The 20,510-nt window shown below is 60.4% G+C and carries 19 protein-coding genes, 1 pseudogene and 1 other annotated feature; of the genes and pseudogenes, 13 read left to right on the top strand and 7 right to left on the bottom strand.

The window, feature by feature from the left end:
* Positions 1-419: 419 nt before the first annotated feature.
* From A6U98_RS12040 to A6U98_RS12030, 3 genes are all read right to left on the bottom strand, one after another.
* Positions 420-1,433, bottom strand: a complete 1,014-nt coding sequence (locus A6U98_RS12040; protein ID WP_064649981.1) for a homoserine dehydrogenase — start codon at positions 1,431-1,433, stop codon at positions 420-422.
* A 59-nt stretch (positions 1,434-1,492) separates the two neighbouring features.
* Positions 1,493-3,256 (bottom strand): monovalent cation:proton antiporter-2 (CPA2) family protein, encoded by a 1,764-nt coding sequence (locus A6U98_RS12035; RefSeq protein WP_064649980.1) that lies wholly within the window; start codon positions 3,254-3,256, stop codon positions 1,493-1,495.
* Between the two features lie 655 nt (positions 3,257-3,911).
* Entirely contained in the window at positions 3,912-4,793 is an 882-nt protein-coding gene (locus A6U98_RS12030) for an AraC family transcriptional regulator (RefSeq protein WP_082933901.1), read from the bottom strand.
* 157 nt (positions 4,794-4,950) lie between these two features.
* Here A6U98_RS12030 and A6U98_RS12025 point away from each other — a divergent pair, with 157 nt between their 5' ends.
* Positions 4,951-5,691 (top strand): SDR family oxidoreductase, encoded by a 741-nt coding sequence (locus A6U98_RS12025; RefSeq protein WP_064649979.1) that lies wholly within the window; start codon positions 4,951-4,953, stop codon positions 5,689-5,691.
* 474 nt (positions 5,692-6,165) lie between these two features.
* Here A6U98_RS12025 and A6U98_RS12020 read toward each other — a convergent pair whose 3' ends face one another.
* Positions 6,166-7,092, bottom strand: a complete 927-nt coding sequence (locus A6U98_RS12020; protein ID WP_064649978.1) for a LysR family transcriptional regulator — start codon at positions 7,090-7,092, stop codon at positions 6,166-6,168.
* A 145-nt stretch (positions 7,093-7,237) separates the two neighbouring features.
* Between A6U98_RS12020 and A6U98_RS12015 the strand changes: the two genes are divergently transcribed.
* Together A6U98_RS12015 and A6U98_RS12010 are read left to right on the top strand one after the other, a co-directional pair.
* Positions 7,238-8,227 carry a zinc-dependent alcohol dehydrogenase family protein gene (locus A6U98_RS12015; protein WP_064649977.1) on the top strand — a complete coding sequence of 330 codons (990 nt, stop codon included), beginning with the start codon at positions 7,238-7,240 and terminating at the stop codon, positions 8,225-8,227.
* A gap of 62 nt (positions 8,228-8,289) precedes the next feature.
* A complete protein-coding gene (locus A6U98_RS12010) occupies positions 8,290-9,282 on the top strand; it encodes an LLM class oxidoreductase (protein ID WP_064649976.1) in 993 nt (330 codons plus the stop codon).
* 164 nt (positions 9,283-9,446) lie between these two features.
* On the opposite strand, the pseudogene A6U98_RS12005 reads toward A6U98_RS12010, so the two are convergent.
* Positions 9,447-10,334: pseudogene (locus A6U98_RS12005) on the bottom strand (IS3 family transposase).
* Positions 9,993-10,108, bottom strand: a sequence feature (AL1L pseudoknot). It overlaps the preceding pseudogene by 116 nt.
* Before the next feature lie 412 nt (positions 10,335-10,746).
* Between A6U98_RS12005 and A6U98_RS37620 the strand changes: the two are divergent.
* The 5 genes from A6U98_RS37620 (at position 10,747) to A6U98_RS11980 (ending at position 13,803) form a co-directional block, all read left to right on the top strand.
* Positions 10,747-11,022, top strand: coding sequence for a hypothetical protein (locus A6U98_RS37620; protein ID WP_082933889.1), 276 nt, complete (start codon positions 10,747-10,749; stop codon positions 11,020-11,022).
* Positions 11,023-11,273: 251 nt separating this feature from the next.
* Positions 11,274-12,263, top strand: coding sequence for a zinc-dependent alcohol dehydrogenase family protein (locus A6U98_RS11995; protein WP_064649975.1), 990 nt, complete (start codon positions 11,274-11,276; stop codon positions 12,261-12,263).
* A 31-nt stretch (positions 12,264-12,294) separates the two neighbouring features.
* A complete protein-coding gene (locus A6U98_RS11990) occupies positions 12,295-12,663 on the top strand; it encodes an antibiotic biosynthesis monooxygenase (protein WP_064649974.1) in 369 nt (122 codons plus the stop codon).
* A 349-nt stretch (positions 12,664-13,012) separates the two neighbouring features.
* Positions 13,013-13,309 (top strand): DUF1778 domain-containing protein, encoded by a 297-nt coding sequence (locus A6U98_RS11985; RefSeq protein ID WP_064649973.1) that lies wholly within the window; start codon positions 13,013-13,015, stop codon positions 13,307-13,309.
* Positions 13,306-13,803: a GNAT family N-acetyltransferase gene (locus tag A6U98_RS11980; protein ID WP_064649972.1), complete on the top strand. Its 498-nt coding sequence runs from the start codon at positions 13,306-13,308 to the stop codon at positions 13,801-13,803. The genes A6U98_RS11985 and A6U98_RS11980 overlap by 4 nt, the downstream gene beginning before the upstream one ends.
* Before the next feature lie 106 nt (positions 13,804-13,909).
* Here A6U98_RS11980 and A6U98_RS11975 read toward each other — a convergent pair whose 3' ends face one another.
* Positions 13,910-14,818 (bottom strand): LysR family transcriptional regulator, encoded by a 909-nt coding sequence (locus tag A6U98_RS11975; protein WP_064649971.1) that lies wholly within the window; start codon positions 14,816-14,818, stop codon positions 13,910-13,912.
* Positions 14,819-15,101: 283 nt separating this feature from the next.
* On the opposite strand from A6U98_RS11975, the gene A6U98_RS11970 reads away from it, so the two are divergent.
* The 5 genes from A6U98_RS11970 to A6U98_RS11950 are packed head-to-tail and all read left to right on the top strand — an operon-like array spanning position 15,102 to position 19,360.
* A complete protein-coding gene (locus tag A6U98_RS11970) occupies positions 15,102-15,878 on the top strand; it encodes a 5-oxoprolinase subunit PxpA (RefSeq protein ID WP_064649970.1) in 777 nt (258 codons plus the stop codon).
* A 21-nt stretch (positions 15,879-15,899) separates the two neighbouring features.
* Positions 15,900-16,142: an acetyl-CoA carboxylase gene (locus tag A6U98_RS11965; RefSeq protein WP_064649969.1), complete on the top strand. Its 243-nt coding sequence runs from the start codon at positions 15,900-15,902 to the stop codon at positions 16,140-16,142.
* The gene (locus tag A6U98_RS11960) at positions 16,139-17,524 is read left to right on the top strand and encodes an acetyl-CoA carboxylase biotin carboxylase subunit (protein ID WP_064649968.1); all 1,386 of its coding nucleotides are present in this window, start codon (positions 16,139-16,141) and stop codon (positions 17,522-17,524) included. Before A6U98_RS11965 ends, A6U98_RS11960 begins: the two co-directional genes overlap by 4 nt.
* On the top strand, positions 17,524-18,399 hold the full coding sequence (locus A6U98_RS11955) for a carboxyltransferase domain-containing protein (RefSeq protein WP_064649967.1): 876 nt from the start codon (positions 17,524-17,526) through the stop codon (positions 18,397-18,399). Before A6U98_RS11960 ends, A6U98_RS11955 begins: the two co-directional genes overlap by 1 nt.
* Entirely contained in the window at positions 18,389-19,360 is a 972-nt protein-coding gene (locus A6U98_RS11950) for a biotin-dependent carboxyltransferase family protein (protein WP_064649966.1), read from the top strand. The genes A6U98_RS11955 and A6U98_RS11950 overlap by 11 nt, the downstream gene beginning before the upstream one ends.
* 71 nt (positions 19,361-19,431) lie before the next feature.
* On the opposite strand, the gene A6U98_RS11945 is transcribed toward A6U98_RS11950, so the two are convergent.
* Entirely contained in the window at positions 19,432-20,442 is a 1,011-nt protein-coding gene (locus tag A6U98_RS11945; protein WP_064649965.1) for a GntR family transcriptional regulator, read from the bottom strand.
* Between the last annotated feature and the right edge of the window lie 68 nt (positions 20,443-20,510).

Genomic DNA, 20,510 nt, shown 5'->3' with positions numbered 1-20,510 from the left:
TGAGAGCCGGCAGGTCTCGCAGCGCCACGGTAGACGGAGCATAAGGGATCTGGCCAGGTCGATCTTCGACTGTTCGATCCCATTGGCGGACTTGCCATAGATCACGGCGTCGAGAGCGGCGGCTGGCGATAGCGCGCCGAAGCTGTCGCCGGCTGCCGGTCAGCCGGCGACAGTGGGCGTTCGGCACTCCGGTCTCCCGCGTGTCGACGAAACCGGATGGGACTGGAAACCGATCTCGGAATACGGAGCCAAGGGAAGGCTAGCGCCGGATAGGTCAAGCCACTTGACATCCCGCTCCGCAGCACACTCGCACACGTGGTTATAGCCGACTGCGTCGATAGGAGCTTCCAACCTCTCGAGATCATCAAAGGCAACATAGGGAATCGGCTTCGAGCCGCGGTTCATAAAGGTCATGGCTTCTACTCCGGCCGTGTTTTTGGAATCCGTGCCGTCAGTATGTGCTCGAGATCCTTTAGTGCGGCGCCGGCGGTAGCGAGCGGTTCCCTGCCGGATCCGATGGCGATTGTTTCACCCATCGCGTCTGTGGTGATGCGTATCGCCTTGCCCTTGCCGTGCACGTTCGCAAATGCATCGGCAGGCGGATAAGCCTTGATACCGACCTCCGCACGGAATTTGTTGTCGGATCGTTTGAGACTGCCGACTAGTTTCGGAACGAGGCCTTCTCTTCGCCAAGCGTTGATACGATCCGCGGTCACCGACTGGATGCCTTCGACTGCGACGTCGGCCATAGTGAGGTCGGCGTCGAGGGCAAAATTGGCGAGGATCAGCAGCTTGCAGGCAGTATCCCAGCCCTCCGTGTCATTTCGTGGGTCGGCTTCGGCAAAACCGCCTTGCTGTGCCTCCAGCAACGCTTCGTCGAAGCCGATCCCGCGTGTCGTCATCGCGTCCAGCAGATAGTTCGTAGTGGCGTTGAGAATGCCCTCAACCTCGAGCACTTCACAGCCCTTGAGGCTGTGCTCTACAAGGTCGATCGTCGGCAGAGCGGCTGCTGCCGCGCCGCTGAGCTTTAGATACGCGCCCGAGTCCCTGGCAAGGTCACGCAGTCGTCGCCCGCTATGAATGAGCGCGCCTTTTGAAATGACGATGGTGTCCCGCCCGGCCGAAAGCGACGAACCGATATAGGCGAGCCCCGGCCCGCCGGTGCGGAAGTCGCTCGGCCCGGCTTCGATGAGGATATCGGCGCCGCTTGCCGCGATGAAGTCCGGACCGGTAAGCCCGTTCTCGAGGCGCTGCAGCCGGTCCGCTTCGAGGCCTTCTTCGTCACTCAGGCCGGATTGCGATCCACAGGCCGCCACGAGGCGGACATCCGCTCCGTGAATGTGCCTATAGCGCGCGCGGCGGGACAAAAGCAGTTCGGCCGTCGCTCGCCCTACGCCCCCCAGACCTGCGATGGCAACCCTGAGGGTTCGCATGGCTCAACTCCTTGTTCAGACCTATACCTGGCTCCGAGCGTACGAACGCGATGCCTCTTCTATTTCGAAACCGAGACTTCGTTCGGCGGTTGTGCGGCCGGTTGGATGTGAAGGCGATCGCGTCCCGACATATGTTCGCCCTGCACCTGCTCCGTGAGGCGCGCGAGGTCACGTCGACGGATGTCCTTTGCGGCATCTTCGATATCCGGGTCGCCGAAGCCTAACGCCCTTAGCCCTTCCTGCCCCATGAGATAGGCCGATTCCACCGTCTCTCGGATCTGTATATCGACGCCAGCGCGGATCAACTCGACCGAATGGATGCGGTCATAGCTGCGCACGAGAACCTTGGCGCGTGGAAACTCATGCCGTGCAAGTTCCACTATCTGCATGACGGCTTTCGGATCGTCGATGCAGATAATGATCGCGTCGGCGGTTGCCGCACCGGAATGACGTAGCGTGTCGAGACGGGTGCCGTCGCCGAAAAATACCTTGAAGCCGAATCGCGCCGCATCTTTGATGCTGTCCGGGCTTGTATCGATGACGGAAAGGCTCACCCCTTTGGAAAGAAGCAGTTGCGAGGCAACCTGTCCGAAGCGCCCGAACCCTATCATCAGGACCTTTCCGTTCAGGTCCTGCGCGACGTCGATGCCGTCCATCGACGCCTTGGTTTTCAAAAGACGATCTGCCGCGATCATGAGTAACGGAGTCAGCGCCATCGAGAGAATTACTACGGTAGTGAACAGCGCGTTGTTGCGGTCGTCGATCACGCCGCCGGTGGTCGCCGCGGCGTAGAGCACGAAGGCAAATTCTCCGCCCTGCAGGAACATTGACGTTCGGTGCAGAGCATGGTGATGAGCGGTGCCGAAAAGCTGCGCGACCACGTAAACCACGAGGCCCTTGGCGACCGTGAATGCGATCAGCATGAACAGCAGACGCTGCCATTCCGCAGCGGCGATGGAGAGGTCGAGTGACATGCCGACAGCCAGGAAGAACAGGCCCATCAGCAGGCCGCGAAACGGTTCGATGTCGCTTTCGATTTGATGCCGGTAGCTGGACGTCGACAGCATGACGCCCGCGAGAAACGCACCCATCGCCATGGTCAGGCCGGCTACGTCCATCAGCAGAGCCGCGCCCAGCACAACCAGCAGCGCGCCTGCCGTCATGACTTCACGCGTTCGCGCCCGGGCCAGCAAGGCAAAGAAAGGGTTCAGGCCCCATCTCGATACGCCGAGAAGCACGAGCACCGCGGCAAGCGCCCGCACGGCGTCCATCCAGCCCGACTGTTCCCGGGACAGTGGCGACAAGAAAGCGACCACTGCCAGAAGCGGGACGATCATGAGATCCTCGAATAGGAGGATCGAGACCGATTTCTGGCCTTCGACACTTGAGATCTCGCCGCGATCCTGGAGGACCGACATGATGACAGCCGTCGAGGAAAGGACAAAGCCTGCTCCAGCGATGAACGCCACCGGGCTGGGTAGACCGAAGACGATCGTGCCTGTCAAAGAGAGGCAGGCCGTTGCCAATGCCACCTGCGCGAGCCCCAGCCCGAAAATGTGACCGCGCATGGCCCAGAGCTTGTGGGGGCGCAATTCCAGTCCGATCACGAACAGAAACATTACCACCCCGAGTTCCGAGAAATGCAGAATCGAAAGGGCGTCGCTGAACAAGCCAAGCGCCGAAGGGCCGACAAGCACGCCGGCGGCGAAGTAGCCCAGGACGGATCCGAGGCCGAGCCGACGGAACAAGGGAACGGAGACGACGGCTGCTCCCATCAGCACAATCGCAGGAACGATCGTCTGCCCCAAGCTCGCTTCAGCCATGCGATCGCCTTTCCTGTGACGCGTGACCGACCGGCCTGGCCGGGCACGCCGTTACCCTGTGTGTTGTGCCGCTGCGCGACACACAGGGGCTGCGCAATCGCAAAGCATCGACTCAAAGAATAACTGTTCATGTCGCGGTCGCTCATCGGCGATTTCGCGGAAGTTACCGTTAGCGATAAAGGGGGGTGCCTTGGTAGCCGCAGTACCTGAAACACTGCGTCGCAGACTGAGGAACGCAGAACCTCTAGCTGATGTGCCAAATTTTTGTGAACCTTCGCAGGCGATCGCTGTTGCGTCGCCGTCCAAGTCTGTCTCAGCCGATTTCTTCGTCGAGAGAAAAAAGGCAAACTAGGAGGCTTCATGTCCCACCTTGCAGTCACGGCAATGCTCGAGAGCGCCCTTCTGTCCGGGACGGCCGTCGCGCAGCCAGCGAAGCCTACGGTCGTTATCGTCCATGGCGCGTTCGCCGACTCCTCAATCTGGAACGGCGGGATCTCGCGACTTCGGCAAGGCGGGTATAAGACTGTCGCGGTCGCCAATCTGCTGCGCAGCTTATCCGCCAACGCCCGTTTCGTCTCCGACCTGATCGACACTCTCGATGGACCGGTGCTGCTCGCCGGACCTTCCTATGAGGCCGAAGACGCAGGCCGGGGTTTCACCGCTGCAGGTCGGCAACAGGCGGAATGCCGAACATGCTTTTATACTCGCGGCTGAACTGCGACGGGCTGACGTAGCCAACGTCGTAAGCGACACGCGACACGTTGGCCAGTCCACCGGCCAAGAGCTTCCGTGCTTCCAGAAGACGGATGTGACGCTGGAAAGCGAGAGGGCTAAAGCCGGTGACCCTTTTGAAGTGCCGATGAAACGAAGTGACGCTCATTCCGGCGGAGGATGCAAGATGGCGGATATCGACCGGCTCGCTGTAGTTCGAGGCAAGCCAATCCGCAGACGTTTTGAGTTGCTGGAACCTCTTCTTCCGCTGACCAATCTGGCGCAAGGTGTCGCCCATCGTACTCTGGAGCAGGCGGTAGTAAAGCTCGCTTTCGTAATGAGGCCCCAGCACGCCGATGTCGTCGGGAGTTTTCATCAGCCCGACAAGCCTAGCGAAAGCCTCACCCGCCGGACCGCTTAGATCTCCGGCCGCAACGGCACAGCTCCAGCGATCCTCTCGTTTGGGCATACTGAGAATGACGTTGGTGAGCAACGTCGTATCGAGGTGCAGGCTGATGGCAACGTAAGGCAGGGCCGACGTGGCAACGGTGAACTGGTGAAGGAAAGGCAGGCCGAAAGACGACGCCGCGCAAGCGCCTGCCTCCAGTTCGAAGCGGTTGGCGCCCATGATGAGCAGCTTAGTCCCCTGTATGACGGCGTAAAACATGGGCTCGAAAACGGCCGGCGTGGGCAGGGTCGTTACCGTGCTCGTCCACACTGTCACACGGGGCACAGACGTCGAAATCCCGGAGGTTCCCGTTCGGCCGGCGACGACCGGTGCCAAATCGTTCAGCAAGCTGTCGATCAAGTTCGTAGACGCTCTCATGTTCAATTGCATGATCCATTTGGCAGGATTAGGCAAGCCTTTGGTGCGATCGTAGATCCTAATCCTCGGCATGCCCGCCTAAGAACGGGCTGGAGGGGCGAAGTCGGTGACCCGCCGGCTCGTCGAGCCCTCTCAGTATGCAGCAAGAGGATACGACATGATTGATATCAATGGAAAACGGGCCCTTGTTACCGGCGGCTCCCGCGGTATTGGCGCCGCGATCGCGGTGGTGCTGGCCGAAAACGGTGCAGACGTGGCAATCACCTATAACAAATCGCCCGATCGCGCCGAGGCTGTGGTCGCCAAGATCGAAGCACTCGGGCGGCGCGCGCTGGCCGTGCAGGCAGACAGCGCCGACGCGGACTCCGCAAAACACGCCGTTGCTGCGGCTGTCGATAAGCTGGGTGGCCTGGACATCCTGGTAAACAGCGCAGCCATAGGGCTGGCCGGACCGATCGCTGATCTCGATCTGGACCAGTTCCAAACTCTTATGGATGTCAACGTGCGCGGTCCTGTCGCGTTCTCGAAAGCTGTCATCCCGCACCTCGTCAAGGGCGGTCGTATAATTTCGGTTGGCTCGGCGCTCGGAGACCGCGTACCATTTCCCGGCGTGACGGCCTACGCAATGTCAAAGTCGGCGTTGCATTCTTTCACACGTGGCTTGTCCCGAGAACTCGGGGCGCAAGGTGTAACTGTCAACCTGGTTTCGCCCGGATCAACCGACACCGAGGCAAATCCGGCAGATGGTCCGAGTGCTGATTTTCAACGAAGCCTTTCATCGATCGGGCGTTTCGCGGATGCCCGCGAGGTCGCGCACATGGTAGCGTTTCTAGCGAGCTCGAATGCGGACATGATCAACGGCGCGACGCTCACGGTAGACGGTGGCGCTAACGCTTGAGGAATACGACCGCTGCCGTCCAGTTCAACTTTGATGAAGCTTGTAAAGCTGCAAGCTAACTGCAACGGCCCGCTACACGGCGTGGTGCGGAGCTCCGTGGAGAGGTTGCCGACGCAACTCAGTTAAAGCACGGCCATGTACGAGTGCGGCCAACGCGAAGCATCGAAGCGACGCGTTGGCCAGGCTGCGGCATGCGAAATCGCAGCGCTTCCAAATTGCGATAAGGTCTCCCGAGGACAAATTCAGACTCTGCCTGAGACTGCGAGGCATGGGCAGGACGGTCCGCCAGATGAAAGCCAAGGACGGTTGTAATGCCTGATAGTTCCCGCATATCAGGGACAGGTCACACAGAGGGTTGTCTTGGACGTGCCGAGGCAAGCCTCGCTTCGGCGAAGACACATCAGCGTCACGTCTTTTGTGAGCTTGCTTTTAAGCCGCATGGAGGTGCGCTTCAGGCCCTCGGTGGAGTATTGGTCAGGGATCGCCGACCAGAAGTTTTTCCAGCCCAGAATCCCAGTACGGTTGATGTCCAAATCGCTCCACGAGCCAGTCGATGAAGACCCGCACCTTCGGTGCCAGCTCGCGGGAGCTCGGATAAAGTGCCCACAGCGTTTGGGTTGAGATCAGCGGGTAGGCGGGAAGAGCCGGTACAAGGGTGCCAGAGCGCAGCTCGTCCGCCGCGCACCATGTGGCCATCAAAGCGATACCAAGCCCGGCAGAGGCCGCGTCGCGCACGGCGCTGCCGTCGTTAATGCGAAGGCTCGGGGTCACACGCCGCTCTATCGGTTCCGCATCTTTCCCTCGAAAGGTCCAGAGATCGAGCGTGCCGACGACAAGGCAAGCATGGTCCACCAGGTCGTCCGGCGTCGTCGGCTGCCCGCGTTGCTTCAAGTATCCAGGCGAGGCAACCAGCACGCGATTGTCCGGCGCAAGCCGCCGCGCGACGAAGGACGAATCGCTCAGATCGGTATAACGAACCGCCACGTCGAAGGCGCCTTCAACGAGATCGACGATGCTGTCCGAAATGCGCAAGTCAAGGGCGAGTCCAGGATACCGGCTACAGAAGTCGGGAAGGCCCGGTACGATATGCATCCGCGCGAACGAAGCCGGTGCCGCCACCCGAAGCGTGCCGCGCGGCGCGGCTTGCTCCCTCCCAAGCGCCGCCCGAGCAGAGTCTGCGGCAAGTACGACATGTTCCGCATGAGGCAGGAAGGCAAGACCGTCTTCGGTCAAGGTCGCCTGACGCGTCGTGCGATGGAGAAGCCGGGCGCTCAGCCTTCGCTCGAGCGCCGCCAGTCTCGCGCTGGCCGCCGCAGGAGAAAGACCGAGGTCACGAGCCGCCGCGCTGATGCTGCTGAGCTGGGCGATGCGCACGAAGAGGTTCAGATCGTCGACATCCATGGATCCGCTTTCAAGAAAGATTTGAAACTGATCCTAAAACAGGGCCGCTACTCAATGCAACGGCGGAAGAGCAAATAATCTGCATCGAGAGGACGCCATGGCTCAGCCGGCTCCTCATCCCTCAACCAGTGAAAGGATATCACCCATGACCAATACGATGAAGGCAGCCGTCCTGACCCGTTTCGGCGGCCCCGACGCGTTTGAAGTGCGCGACGTTCCGGTGCCGGCGGTCGGTCCGCGCCAGGTGCGCGTGAGAGTGCATGCCACGGCCGTCAACCCGCTCGACTACCAGATCCGTCGTGGCGACTATACGGCCTACGTGCCGTTGCCCGCGATTATCGGCCACGATATTTCGGGCGTCATCGAAGAAGTGGGTTCGGACGTTCGCGAGTTCGTAGTCGGTGACGAGGTTTACTACACGCCGAAGATCTTCGGCGGCGCTGGTTCGTACGCAGAGCAGCACGTCGCAGACGTCGAGCTCGTCGGCCGTAAGCCCCGCAACCTCACGCACCTCGAGGCGGCGAGCCTGACCCTGGTCGGCGGAACGGTCTGGGAGGCGTTCGCGCAACGCGCGCAGCTCAATTCCGGCGAGACGATCCTCATCCACGGCGGCGCGGGCGGCGTCGGCACGATCGCGGTGCAGGTGGCCAAGGCGATGGGCGCGCGTGTCGTCACGACGGCGCTTGCCCGCGACCACGGTTTCGTGCGTTCGCTCGGCGCCGACGAGGCGATCGACTTCACCGCGGAAGACTACGTGGACGCGATCGCCCGGGTGACCGGAGGAGAAGGGGTAAACGTCATCTTCGACACGATCGGCGGAGATACGCTCACGCGAAGCCCGCTCGCGTTGGCCGATGCCGGTCGCGTGGTCAGCCTCGTCGACATCGCCAAGCCGCAGAACCTCATCGAAGCCTGGGGCAAGAACGCCGCCTACCATTTCGTGTTCACACGCCAGAACCGCGGCAAACTCGATGCGCTCACCGACCTGGTCGAGCGCGGCCTGGTCAAGCCCGTCATCGGTGCCACGCTGCCGCTCGCCCGCATGGGTGAGGCCCACGAGTTGCTGGAAAACGGATCCACACGCGGCCTGCGCGGCAAGGTCGTGATCGACGTCTCCGGCGCGGCGGGCGCCTGAGCCACTTCTGCAATATCGCGGACGGACGAGAGCAAATCGTTCGTCCGCCTAAGGAGAATTCGATGGTCACCGCTTCATCCTCAGTCGAAAATAAACTCGGTTCCGGCCGTTTCGGCCGCGGGTACGCATCGATGTTCGCGCCCGGGCAGTTGACGGTCGGGGTCTACTTCCCGATCGAAGCTTTCGAAGGTCCTGAGCCGGCGATGCTCGACCAGATCGAGCTTGCCCAGCGGGCCGAGCGCCTCGGCTTTGCGGCGGTCTGGGCGCGCGACGTACCGCTGAACGATCCGAGCTTCGGCGATCTGGGGCAGATCTACGACCCGTTCGTTTGGCTCGCAACGATCGCAGCACGCACGTCCGCCATCGCACTCGCGACAGGTGCCGTCATCCTACCGCTCCATCACCCGATCGATGTTGCCAAGGCGGCGGCGTCATTGGATCATCTGTCCGGCGGCCGCTTCGTGTTCGGCGTCGCCTCGGGCGACCGTCCGGTCGAATATCCGGCTTATGGCCGCGATGCGAGCCTGCGTGGCGAACTCTTCCGTGACGCGTTCCGTTACGTCGACGCGTTGCTTTCGAAGAAATTTCCTGTCCATGCGTCGGCACATTACGGCCACCTGGGCGGCGGCGGTGATCTCGTGCCCAAGCCGCTTTCGTCCCGACTGCCAACCCTCGTTACCGGTCGGAGCCAGCAATCGCTGGACTGGATCGCCGAGTATAGCGATGGCTGGCTGACGTATCCGCGCGACGCCATTCAGCAAGCGCAGGTCGCCTCGGGCTGGCGTGAAGCACTTCACCGCCTTGGGGCAGGGTTCAAGCCACTCGCCCAATCGCTCTACCTCGACCTGGCTGACGACTCGGATACGCCGCCAAGCCGCATTCATCTCGGGTATCGTGTCGGACGCCGGCGGCTGTCTGTCCTTCTGGAAGAGCTGCGCGCCCTTGGCGTCAATCATGTCGCGCTGAATCTCAGGTTCAGCCGGAGACCTGTAGCCGAAGTGCTCGATGAAATCGGAGCCGAAGTCATTCCGGATTTCAGCATCAGCGCGCAATGATCAAGGCGGGAGTAGTCAATGTACTTGGCACCTTCTCCAATCGAATGCCTGTGGAACCTCTTGAGAGATTTCGCCTGTTGAGCATCAACAGATTAACAGCCCGGTGATTGTTCAGGCGCAAACAGCTGAACCGCACCGGGTTGCCGAAGGCCATTTCGTTTAACTTATGCGGCCATGGCTGGCGCATCGAGCCGTACGTGCGGCTTCGGCTGGCGGGATGTTGCCGATGGGCTCCAGAAGCCGTCGATGGTTGAACCAGTCGACCCACACCAGGGCGGCGAATTCAACCGCTTCGAAGCTGCGCCACGGAACACGGCAGTGTCAAACTCCTCCTTTCATTCCAGACATACGCTCCCCCATTGTGGGAGGAGGCGCGCCATAGGTGAAATCCGAAATCCAGAGCCTGGCGGCGACGCAGGAGCCTTGAACTGGCGGTTCACCCGATCAAGCGGGCGGGAGCCGTCTTGTCCGGATCGGCTTGCCGCGAATGATACCCTGAAGATCCAGTCTATCGGATGAGCGGGGCGACGGCGCAGCGGACTGTATCAAAGCCTTCCCGCGTGAATTGCCGCCAGACCTTGCGCAGGCCGTAGACGCGGAAGTTCGCCTCGAAGACGCGGCGTATCTCGATCTTTAACGCAATGTCGCTGCGGGCGGACTGACAACCGCTCCAGGGCCAGGCGTTTGTCAACGTTCTCGTAGTAGGCGGATGGGGTAATCTGCAGCAGTCTACAGATCGACTCGACCACGATACCGAGGGGTGTCCGTCGATGGAGGAGATCACGGCTTTAATGGGCGGTCGAACTCCGCGATCGCGAAATAAGCGGACGCTTGCACAGTATCTCATTGGCCTGCCGAAGCACACGGTTCTCCCGCTCAAGAGCCTTCATCTTCTCGGCGACTTCGTTTGGGAGCCCAGGCCGAGAAGCATCGTCCACTTCCGCCTTCTTCACCCATTCATTCATCGTCTGTGCCCAGCAGCCGATCTTGGCGGCGATCGAGGAAGCCGCTGCCCATCGCGAGGAATACTCGCCTTGGGGATACAGAACCATCCGCACTGCTCGGGCGCGGATTTCCGATGAAGTTTGTTGGTCGTATTGCGCATGTTGGCTCCACTTTCTCAGAAGTTGGAGCCTCCGGCAAATCGGTTCGTTTCAACTTTCAGACGTCAGTTGGCGTTAAGCGGGCGGCTGTTTGATCGAGCCATCCTCACCACCTCAAGCTGAAGCTGCGCTTTTGGGCGATGCGTGCGAACACATTCAGTCGTCCACATCCAAGCCGATGGCTTTCAAAGCTTTTTTGAAACTTATCCTAAAACAGAGCTGCTACCGAAAGAAAACGCAAGAAGTTAAGTAGGAGCCATCAAGACGGCACCACAGCATATGACCTCCGTCATAGCTCTACTGGTGCTCAAAACAGACCGGGCGACGATCGCATCGGTACAGATCAAAAGAGGAAAGCATTATGACCGTAAGAACTCGAACGATTGTTGCCACTAGCGTATTACTGGCCAGCTTGGCAGTCCAGACGGCACTTGCCACAAGAGCTCGCGCCCTCGAACCAATTCCGGGCAGCATCACGTATCAGGGCCAGCCGAAAACAAAACTGCAAAAGTCTCCTGTTGGAAGCATCTTTTCCCACAGCTTCTACGCAGGCGGCGCACGCTATGAGGAAACCTACAAGGTTAAGGAAGATCGATCGCTGGAGCTAGTGAACCGTAGGCGGTTGAGCAATCGATAGTGCCGATCACGTGCATGCTGCAGAGCCCTCGGCAAACCCGACTCGTTAAGACGAGCGGCTTGCCGAGGGCAGCTTCTGCAACAAAGCGTGTCTGGGGCGGATGGGGGACAACCCTAGGCCTCGCGAAACGCTTGCACGCCCTGCGGCAGCCGGGATCCGTATTTGCCTGTCTGCTGTGACAAATTCGGCGTTCAGCGCGGCTAACCCGAAAACTGCTGCTGCACACTCCCTTCAAGAAACGAGGATTTAAAATGAAAGCGATGATACTCAACTCTTTCGGCGGCCCGGAATCGTTCGAGCTTTCCGAAGTGCCCAAGCCCGTTCCGCAGGCGGGACAAGTCCTGGTTCGCGTCCATGCCACATCGATCAATCCCCTGGACTACCAGGTTCGGCGCGGCGACTATCGCGACTATGTGCCGTTGCCGGCTATTACCGGTCATGATGTTTCCGGCGTTGTCGAAGCCGTCGGTCCAGGCGTGACGGCGTTCGCTCCGGGAGACGCAGTCTGGTACACGCCGCAGATCTTCGACGGTCCGGGAAGCTATGCCGAGTACCACGTCGCGAACGAAAACATCATCGCGAAGAAACCCGCCTCGCTCACCCATCTCGAAGCGGCAAGCCTGAGCCTGGTCGGCGGGACGGTGTGGGAGGCCCTCGTCGGCCGCGCCGCTCTGCGCGTGGGCGAAAGCATCCTGATCCATGGCGGTGCCGGCGGCGTCGGTCATGTGGCGATCCAGGTTGCGAAAGCCATCGGCGCCAAAGTCTTCACGACCGTACGCGAAGACAACGTCGAATTTGCGCGTAGTGTCGGCGCTGATGTCGTCATCGACTATAAGCAGGAAGACTATATCAGCACTATCATGCGGGAAACGGATGGTCGCGGAGTCGATGTCGTGTTCGACACGATCGGCGGCGACACATTGGCCCGCAGCCCGGACGTGCTCGCACAGCTTGGCCGCATTGTCTCGATCGTGGATATCGCACAGCCGCAGAACCTGATCGAAGCCTGGGGCAAGAACGCAAGTTATCACTTCGTCTTCACCAGACAGAACCGCGGTAAGCTCGATGAGTTGAGCACCCTGGTCGAGCGTGGCCAGCTGCGGCCGCACGTTGGCGCTGTCTATGCACTCGCCGATCTCTCACGTGCCCATGCGCTGCTCGAGACGCCGAACAACGGTGTCCGGGGCAAGATCGCGATCGCAGTCGATCCGTCGGCTGGCACGACGCGCGCAGGTTCGTAACCCCCTCACATCCAACACTAGAGGTGCAAACATGATTTATGAGATCGCCGTGCTGCCCGTTCACAAGGAGCAACTCGAAGCGTTCAGACAAGCATTCGCCGAAGTGCTTCCTTTGCTTAGCCGCGCGGAGGGTTACCGGGGCCATATTCTTGCGCAAGGGATTGAAACGCCCGAAGTCCTCAACCTGATCGTGCGATGGCGCTCGATCGAGGATCACACTCAAGGCTTCGAAGCGAGCGAAGACCACGAGGCGTTTATGAGAGGCATACAGGATTATTTCTCGGAAGAACCGAAGGTCTATCATCTCGAAGGCGGAGCATTTGCCGCAAGCGACCATGATGATGTGGACTCCGCCGCCAGCATAGGCAACGCCGCCAAGCCAAGAAATTTACGCATTTAAACTGCCGGGAAAGTTGTCTGGCATTCTGACAACCACCCGATTTCGGAACGCAAATCCCGACCTTGGGATGACCAATGCGGCAAACCTGACAACGCTCACGAGCAGCTCGAAAGCGGTTCGACGATCGGCAAGGTGGTGCTCGAAGGGTTTACGTGATCAAAATCTGGCGGCGCGCCGCTCGCGCCGCTAGTTGGCACCAACGAAGTCCTGCAGAGTTAACGACAGGTGTGAACCTTTCAGTTCCTACATCCTTTCAAGAGGTGAGAATGAACGCGTAACGACATCATCTTTACGAATCTTGTAAAGATGATGTCGTTACGCTATATGGTCCTTGTAGACAGGAGCTCCCATGCCGACCTCACACACGCGCAAAAGCCCGGACGCAAGCGTGCCGCTGAATATGCGCATCAAGCCTGCGACGCGCAACTTGATTGACCGCGCCGCTGAGATGCTAGGCAAGACACGTACAGATTTCATGCTGGAGGCTTCCGAGCGCCGTGCCAAGGAAGTACTACTTGACCGGACGTCCTTTACTGTCAGCGCAGAAATCTACGCAGAGTATCTGGCCCGGCTCGATGCGCCAACACAGCCGAATGAGCGTCTTAAACGAACCATGTCGACCAAAGCGCCGTGGGATGAGGTGTGACGTTAAGCCCACCCGCGCCACTTGCTGATCATCACGAGCTAGCCGAATTCCATTCTGGTGTCCCTGAGCTTGACGATTGGCTGCGTCTCCGCGCCCGCGCCAATCAGGCGAGCGGCGCATCGCGTACCTTCGTCGTGTGTGAGGCCAACCGCGTCATTGCCTACTACGCACTCGCTTCCGGCGCGGTAAAGCAATCGGAAGCGCCGGGACGTTTCCGGCGGAACATGCCTGATCCGATACCAGTCGCCGTGCTTGGACGCCTTGCCATTGATCAAACCTATCAGCGACGTGGTTTCGGCAGGGCGTTAGTGCGCGACGCAGGTCTGCGCTTGATCAATGCCGCCGAGATACTTGGGATTCGCGGCGTTTTGGTCCATGCGATTTCGGATGACGCAAGAGCCTTCTACGAAGCGGTTGGCTTCCTGCCTTCCCCGTCCGACCCCATGATGCTGCTGGTCGGGTTGCATGACCTCAACAACGCGCTGACCTCTTGACCAAGCTGATTGGTAAATCGTTGAAACCAAATCATGAACTTCGGCGCAAGAAATGAGGTGCCGAGGGTTCCGATTCCGCTCAAGGCGAGCAATACAAGCTATAGTTTTAGCGCGCATTCCCTGGCAGGTGGAATGCCTGCTGGAAATAGGATCGGAAGGCGAGCATCGGCGGTGAAAGTTCGATGTTCCTACGCCACGCAAGACCAACATCCATGGCCGGCACCGGGTCACGCACATTGATTGTTTCGATCCGCCGACCCTCCAGTGACCAAGGCCGGTGCACCATATCGGAGAGGATTGCCACGCCTTGGCCGTTGGCGACAAGGGATCGCACCGCCTCGACGGACGACGTGCGCAGGATCACCTGGGGCTGGTAGGGCGAGGCGCTCCAGTATTTCAGCGACGAATGGGCCGCCTCATCGACGGTCAGCATGATGTAAGGTTCCTCGGCGATTTCCTCCAAACCGACTGAATCTGCCTGTAGCAGGTGATGCTGTGTCGGCACCCACAGGCGACGGGTCGAACTCAACACCTTTTCCGTCACAAGCGATGGGTTGAGGATGTTGGAGGTGAGTAGCACCGACATATCATAGCGGTTGGTCAGAAGACCTTCCTCGATCGATTCGCGTGTCAATTCGAAGAGCTGGATATCGAGCTTGGGGAAGAGGCGCCGCAGCCGTTCGATGTGCAGCGGCAGAAAATAGCCGATGACGGTATAGGTTGCCGCTACCGTCAGGGTACCCTCGACTTCGTTGTTGACGACGTTCAGATGCGTTGCCTCATCCACCTTTTTCAGGATGTCATAGGCATGCGACAGGAACTGGCGCCCGGCCGCCGTCAGGTCCATGCCGTGTGGGGCACGGATGAACAGGCTGGCGCCGACGGTCTGCTCCAGTTCCTTGATCGCTGTCGTCACGGCGGACTGCGAAATGGAAAGATCTACCGCAGCTTGCGATATCTGGCCGAGTTCCGCGGTCGCGACAAAATAACGAAGCTGTCGGAGACTGAGCGCCATGACGATGCCTTCCTATTCAATAATCCAAGACATGCCATCGGAAAATCAGAAGAGCCGACGCAAAAAGCAGCATATATCCGCACGCAAAGGCGCACGCTCGTCCGAACTGATTGAAATCACATGCTTCCGACGTGCGCCAAATTTAAGCACTGCGTTCTGATTTTCAGATACTAAGCATATAAAAATTGAATTTTTCAAATGAATTAATTCATCCTAGCCTTTTTTGTCAAAAAAGCGGCAGACGGAAACGTGGCCCCATTGCAGGCAGGCGAGGAACAGTACGTTGATCGATGCAGTAGACATCAATTGCGACATGGGCGAAGCTTTCGGCCGGTGGCGCGTAGGCGATACCGATGACACAACGCTGATGGGGCTGATCAGCTCGGCAAATATCGCCGCCGGCTTTCACGCCGGCGATCCCAACCTCATGGACCAGACGGTTCGTCTCGCAACGGAGCATGGCGTCGGCATCGGCGCGCATCCAGGCTATAATGATCTTCAGGGTTTCGGCCGCCGCAAGATCGCCGGAACGGCAAAGGAACTGGTCAACGACATGGTCTATCAGGTCGGCGCGCTGCGAGAGTTCGCGCGTCGCCACGGCGCTCGCCTGCAGCATGTGAAGCCGCACGGTGCTCTCTATATGGAAATGGCTGTCAACGCCGAACTCTCGCAGATCTTCGTGCAGTACATGCGCACCGTCGAGCCCAATGCCTACATCTTCTGCATGGGCGGTTCGGCGACCTATCGTGTCGCAAAGGAAGCCGGCCAGCCGGTCGTGCGCGAGTTCTATGCGGACCGCGATTATGACGACACCGGTTCGATCGTCTTTACCCGCGATGCCGGGCGTCCCGATCCCGCCGCGATTGCCCGAAAGGTCGTGCGCGCCTGCAGGGAAGGCAAGGTCAGGACAGTCACCGGCAGCGATGTCGACATCGCCTTTGAATCCATCTGCTTCCATTCCGATACGCTCGGCGCGCTCGATATCGTGCGCCAGATGCGCGAGGCGTTGAATGCCAACGGCATCCGCATCGCGCCGATTTCGGAAATCGCACGCCACTGAGACTTTTAAGCGGAGAGAGACATGAGCAAGCTCGAAATCAGATCGCCCTTGCCGGGCACGTTCTACCGGACGCCGGCGCCGGACGCGGCCCCCTTCAAGGCGGACGGCGATGCGGTCGCAAGCGCCGACACCATCGGCATGATCGAGGTGATGAAGACGTTCCAGGAAATTCCCGCAGGCCTCGACGGCAAGGCCATCCGCTTCCTCGTCGATAATGAAGAGCCTGTCATGGCCGGCCAGGTGATTGCAGAGGTGGAGGCATGACCATCCGCTCGCTCCTCGTTGCTAACCGCGGCGAGATCGCGGTGCGTATCATCAAGGCGGCAAAGGCGCTCGGCATCCGCACCGTACAGGTTCATAGCGTCGCAGACGCCGATATGCTGGCCGTGAAGCTTGCCGACGAGGCCGTCAACATCGGCCCGCCATCCGCCGCCAAATCCTACCTCGATATCAATGCAGTTGTTTCTGCGGCCAAGGCGACCGGCGTCGATGCAGTGCACCCGGGCTATGGCTTCCTCTCCGAAAATGCCGATTTCGCCGACGCGGTCGAGGCTGCCGGCCTGACCTTCATCGGCCCGAAGGGTGACGCGATCCGCCTGCTCGGCGACAAGGTCGCCGCCCGCGCGGTGGCCGCCCGCGCTGGCGTGCCGACCGTTCCCGGCAGTGCCGGACGGATCGCCAGCCTCGACGAGGCTCGCGTCATCGCGAACAACACCGGCTTCCCCATCATGATCAAGGCCGCTGCCGGCGGCGGCGGGCGCGGCATTCGCATCGCCGACGACATGGGCGATCTCGAGCGGCATTTCCCGCAGGCCTCGGCAGAAGCTGCTGCCGCCTTCGGCGACGGCGGACTTTATCTTGAGAAGGTCATTACCAAGGCCCGTCATGTCGAAGTTCAGATCCTCGGAGACGGTGAAAGTTTCATCCATTGCTTCGAGCGCGAGTGCTCGCTGCAGCGCCGCCGCCAGAAGGTCTGGGAAGAAGCGCCGTCTTTCCTGCTGCCACCGGCCGTGCGTGAAAAGCTGTGCGCTAGCGCTGTCGCGCTTGCCAGGGAGGTCGGCTATCGCGGCGCCGGCACGGTCGAATATCTCTACGACGAGATCGCCCGCGAATTCTATTTCATCGAGGTCAACACACGCATCCAGGTCGAGCATCCGGTGACCGAGATGATCACCGGCATCGACCTCGTTCAGGAGATGATCAAGGTCTGCGCCGGCGCCAACCTGTCGATCGCCCAGAAGGATATCGTCGCGCGCGGCCACGCCATCGAATGCCGCATCAATGCCGAGGATCCGTCCCGCAACTTCATGCCGGCACCTGGGCGGATCGAGACGCTGAAAGTTCCCGAGGGTGAAGGCATCCGTTTCGACACTATGCTCTACGAAGGTTATTCCATCCCGCCGTTCTACGATTCGCTCGTCGGCAAGCTGATCGTCTGGGCCGAAAGCCGCGACGCATGCCTTGAGCGGCTGAAGAGCGCGCTCGAAGGCCTGACGATTACCGGCATCCCAACGACGGTGCCGCTGCATCTGGCGCTTGTAAGCGACGAGAGCGTCCGGCGCGGCGCGTTCCACACCCGCTTCCTCGAAACATGGCTTGAAACCGAATTCGCCGGTCTTTCCGGCAAGACCGCGGAGGTTGCCTGATGAGCATACGATATACGTTCGGGGGCGATGAGCATCTGTTCATCGAATGCAGTGAGGAGATGTCGCTCGAAGCCTTTTTCACCAGTCTGTCGATGGCAACCGGGGTGCGCGAAAGCGGCATCAAGGGGGTGACCGAAATCTGCCCGGCCAACGCATCGTTCCAGATCAAGTTCAATCCCGACATCATCCACCCCGACGATATCCTGCGGGAGGTAAAGTCGATCGAAGGAGCAGCCAGCAAGGCCGAACCCGTCATCAAGACCCGCATCGTCGAAATTCCGGTGTTCTACAATGACCCCTGGACGCACGAAACGCTGATGCGCTTCCGCGAGCGCCACCAGGATCCCGCGGGCACCGATCTCGACTACGCCGCCCGCATCAACAATTTCGGTTCGGTCGATGATTTCGTCGCCGCCCATTCCGGTTCGCCCTGGTTCGTCTCGATGGTCGGTTTCGTCGCCGGGCTGCCGTTCATGTATCAGATGGTCGAGCGCCAAAGGCAGATCCAGGTTCCGAAATACCTTCGCCCGCGCACCGATACCCCGAGACTGACCGTCGGCCATGGCGGTTGCTTCGGCTGCATCTACTCCGTGCGCGGTGCCGGCGGTTACCAGATGTTCGGCATCACTCCCATGCCGATCTTCGATCCGACCCAGACCACCAGCTATCTCCGAGACTTCATGGTGTTCTTCCGCCCCGGCGACATCGTCAAGTTCAAGCCGATCGGCCGCGATGCCTACGACCAGGCGGTCGAGGATGTCGACAAGGGCCGGTTTGCTCCGCCGATCCGCGAGGTCAGCTTCGATCTCAGGGAGTTCCAGAAGGACATCGACGGCTACAACGCCACGCTGGAGGGCATGCTCAATGGCCATTAAGGTTCTCCATCATGGTCTCGCCACCACCGTCCAGGATCTCGGCCGGCCCGGCTATTTCCACCTCGGCATACCCGTCGGCGGTGCGATGGACCGTTATGCGATGCGGGCGGCAAACCTGCTCGTTGGCAATGACGAGGGTGCTGCCGGGCTTGAAGCCGTCTTCATCGGGCCGAAGCTCGAGTTCACCAAGGACGCACTGGTTGCCGTCACCGGCGCCGAGATGCCGGCCAAGGTCGACGGCGTCGCGCAACCCGGCTGGACCGCCTTCAAGGTCAAGGCCGGGCAGACCCTGACCTTCGACTACCTCAGATCCGGCGCACGTATCTGCATCGCTGTCTCGGGCGGCATCGATGTGCCGGAAGCACTTGGCAGCCGCTCGACCTATCCGATCGGCGCGCTCGGCGGCTACAAGGGCCGGGCGATCGCAGCCGGCGACGAGCTTCCGGTCGGCACTGCCAGCTTTGCGACCGAGGGTCGGACGGTCACCGAGGATTTGCGCCGCAAGCCGGCCGTGCTGGCGGAGCTTCGCGTTTTGCCGGGCCTCTACTGGCACCGCGTCACGGAAGAATCGCAGCAAAACTTCTTCGCCGACGAATGGAAAGTCGCCAACGAGGCCGACCGCATGGGTTATCGCTTCAAGGGCGGACGCAAGCTCGATTTCGTTGAGCGCGAGCAACCTTTTGGCGCGGGTTCCGATCCGTCCAACATCGTCGACAGCTGCTATCCCTATGGCTCCATTCAGGTCCCCGGCGGCACCGAACCGATCATCCTGCACCGCGACGCCGTCTCGGGTGGCGGCTACTTCATGGTTGGAACGGTCATCTCCGCCGACATGGATCTTATCGGCCAGCTCCAGCCTCATACGCCCACCCGCTTCGTCAAGGTGACGATGGACGAGGCGCTCAAGGCGCGGGCGGAAGGCCAAGCCCTGTTGACCAGCCTTCGCACGGCAGTGGCCTAAGGAAGGGCGGTCCGATGCGGGCTTTGCGACATGGCGACTGTGGCAGCGGGAAAGGCAAGTCGGCGCTGCCGCTATTCCATCACCCGCGTCAGATAATCGGCCGTGACGCTCGGCCCTGGAATGATCGCAACGATCTTCATCTGGGCGATCGTGCGGTTGACGGAGGCATCGAGGTGGCTCTCCATCATAGCGGCAGCGGCCGTCGCCGCGCCACGCATCAGCAGCTCGGCGATCAGCCGAAGCTCGGTGATGATCGCCGGATCGCCGGGAAGGCCAAGGCGGCGAAGCAGACGCTCGGTCGCCGTCACCGGCAGAAGATTGTTGCGGATCAGATCCTTCAGCCGTTCGTTCGGTGTCGCCAGAACACAGGTTTCGATGAAGCTGGACTGGATGGCCTCGACCGCACCGAGATAATCTTTCGGCTGATGCTGCTCCAGCGTGGAGAGGCGGGTAAACAGATCGGTCAGGACGGCGTGGTCGATATGCCCTGCTCCGACAACGATAGCTTGTGGTTCCAGCATGCGCCGCAGAACGAAGTGATCTTTGACGATCTGGGCCGTCAGCGGGCCGGCGATCCAGTGCGAACTCTGGTTCTTGCGCACGAGCCCGCGCTCGCGCAGCCGGGTCAGCACGTCGCGCACGACGGTGCGGCTGACGTTGAAATGGTTTGCAAGCTCGATCTCGACGATGCGGTACTGGCCGAACACGACGCATCCGGCCACATCCGCCTCGACGGTATTGTAGATGCGCTCCCAGGACGACCTGCTCTGAAGTGCCTCGTCGGCATGGCTCGTAATGTGCAGTCCAAGCGTCTTGATATCGGTGCGGTTGGGCTCGATGCCTCGATTCGGCGCTCCGACGAGATAGCCCCGGCCGTTGAAGCGATGCAGAAGCCCCTCGGTTTCAAGGGTTTGCAGCGCACGTTGAACAGGCGCGCGCGAAATTTGCAGGATGTCCGCAATGGGACCTTCGAGCAGCACCAGACCCTCCGGCAGAACGCCGTCGATAATGTTATTGCGCAGAATATCCTCGGCGATTTCGTATCGCTTCTGTGCGGTCGATCTGGTTCGATCTTCGGTCATGAAATCCGCCGCTTTCCCTCTGGCCCATGTCCTAAATCCAGTTTTACGCATTTGCCGGGAGTAAGGAC

The sequence above is a fragment of the Rhizobium sp. WYCCWR10014 genome (assembly GCF_001657485.1).
Classification (GTDB): domain Bacteria; phylum Pseudomonadota; class Alphaproteobacteria; order Rhizobiales; family Rhizobiaceae; genus Rhizobium.
Note: the sequence above shows the minus strand (reverse complement) of the source record. Positions and strands in the feature narration are given on the sequence as shown.